Annotated in this window: 10 tRNA genes and 2 rRNA genes; all 12 read left to right on the top strand. The window is 50.3% G+C overall.

The window, feature by feature from the left end:
* The first annotated feature begins 5 nt into the window (after positions 1–5).
* Positions 6–121, top strand: a 5S ribosomal RNA gene (rrf, locus tag AC3B4V_RS16185).
* Positions 122–200: 79 nt separating this feature from the next.
* Positions 201–276, top strand: a tRNA-Asp gene (locus AC3B4V_RS16180).
* A 10-nt stretch (positions 277–286) separates the two neighbouring features.
* A tRNA-Phe gene (locus AC3B4V_RS16175) sits at positions 287–362 on the top strand.
* An 8-nt stretch (positions 363–370) separates the two neighbouring features.
* Positions 371–446: transfer RNA gene (locus AC3B4V_RS16170), tRNA-Thr, on the top strand.
* 11 nt (positions 447–457) lie between these two features.
* Positions 458–533: transfer RNA gene (locus tag AC3B4V_RS16165), tRNA-His, on the top strand.
* Positions 534–556: 23 nt separating this feature from the next.
* Positions 557–632, top strand: a tRNA-Lys gene (locus AC3B4V_RS16160).
* Between the two features lie 7 nt (positions 633–639).
* Positions 640–723 (top strand) — tRNA-Leu (locus AC3B4V_RS16155).
* 7 nt (positions 724–730) lie between these two features.
* A tRNA-Gly gene (locus AC3B4V_RS16150) sits at positions 731–805 on the top strand.
* Between the two features lie 21 nt (positions 806–826).
* A tRNA-Leu gene (locus AC3B4V_RS16145) sits at positions 827–913 on the top strand.
* A gap of 6 nt (positions 914–919) precedes the next feature.
* Positions 920–993 (top strand) — tRNA-Arg (locus tag AC3B4V_RS16140).
* 5 nt (positions 994–998) lie between these two features.
* Positions 999–1,075, top strand: a tRNA-Pro gene (locus AC3B4V_RS16135).
* Positions 1,076–1,212: 137 nt separating this feature from the next.
* Positions 1,213–1,563: ribosomal RNA gene (locus AC3B4V_RS16130) — 16S ribosomal RNA — on the top strand; the annotation flags it as partial.

The raw sequence follows: 1,563 nt of genomic DNA, 5'->3' as shown, positions 1-1,563 counted from the left end.
GATCGTCTGGTGACGATAGCCAAGTGGTCACACCCGTTCCCATGCCGAACACGGAAGTTAAGCACTTGAACGCCGAAAGTAGTTGGGGGCTTCCCCCTGTGAGGATAGGACGTTGCCAGGCTTTTGTTTTTTTAATAAAACAATTGACAGACTTACATAGATGTTTTATCATTATAGAAGTCGTCACCTTATACTTAAACGGTCCTGTGGTGTAGCGGTTAACATGCCTGCCTGTCACGCAGGAGATCGCGGGTTCGAATCCCGTCAGGACCGCCATTTTAATATCGGCTTTGTAGCTCAGTTGGTAGAGCAAAGGACTGAAAATCCTTGTGTCGGCGGTTCGATTCCGTCCAAAGCCACCATTTCTTTTGCCGGTGTAGCTCAGCTGGTAGAGCAACTGACTTGTAATCAGTAGGTCGCGGGTTCGACTCCTGTTGCCGGCACCATTTTTATTTTGGCGATTGTGGCGAAGTGGTTAACGCACCGGATTGTGATTCCGGCATTCGTGGGTTCAATTCCCATCAGTCGCCCCATTTTTTAACTTCATATCATTTATGTGTCATTAGCTCAGTTGGTAGAGCATCTGACTTTTAATCAGAGGGTCGCAGGTTCGAATCCTGCATGACACACCATTTTTATGCGGGTGTGGCGGAATTGGTAGACGCGCTAGATTTAGGATCTAGTGTCTTTGACGTGGGGGTTCAAGTCCCTTCACCCGTACCATTTATATGCGGAAGTAGTTCAGTGGTAGAATACGACCTTGCCAAGGTCGGGGTCGCGGGTTCGAATCCCGTCTTCCGCTCCATTTATATTTGAATAGCATTATGCGGTCGTGGCGGAATCGGTAGACGCGCTAGGTTGAGGGCCTAGTGGTGGCAACATCGTGGAGGTTCAAGTCCTCTCGACCGCACCATATGATGCACCCTTAGCTCAGCTGGATAGAGTACTTGACTACGAATCAAGGGGTCGGGAGTTCGAATCTCTCAGGGTGCACTTTTCGGGAAGTAGCTCAGCTTGGTAGAGCACTTGGTTTGGGACCAAGGGGTCGCAGGTTCGAATCCTGTCTTCCCGACCATTATTTTCATACGAAATACATTGGACTTTGAAAACTGAACGATGAGGCAAAAATCGTATTCTATGGAATACAAAAACGAATGAAGCGCAAGCTTCGTCAATCGTGACTTCGGTCACAAAAACGAGCAAGTCAAACACTTCATGGAGAGTTTGATCCTGGCTCAGGACGAACGCTGGCGGCGTGCCTAATACATGCAAGTCGAGCGCAGGAAACTGACGGAACTCTTCGGAGGGAAGGCAGCGGAATGAGCGGCGGACGGGTGAGTAACACGTAAGGAACCTGCCTCAAGGATTGGGATAACTCCGAGAAATCGGAGCTAATACCGGATAGTTCATCGGACCGCATGGTCCGTTGATGAAAGGCGCTTCGGCGTCACCTTGAGATGGCCTTGCGGTGCATTAGCTAGTTGGTGGGGTAACGGCCCACCAAGGCGACGATGCATAGCCGACCTGAGAGGGTGATCGGCCACACTGGGACTGAGACACGGC

This window comes from Exiguobacterium sp. E17S (assembly GCF_057772545.1).
Note: the sequence above shows the minus strand (reverse complement) of the source record. Positions and strands in the feature narration are given on the sequence as shown.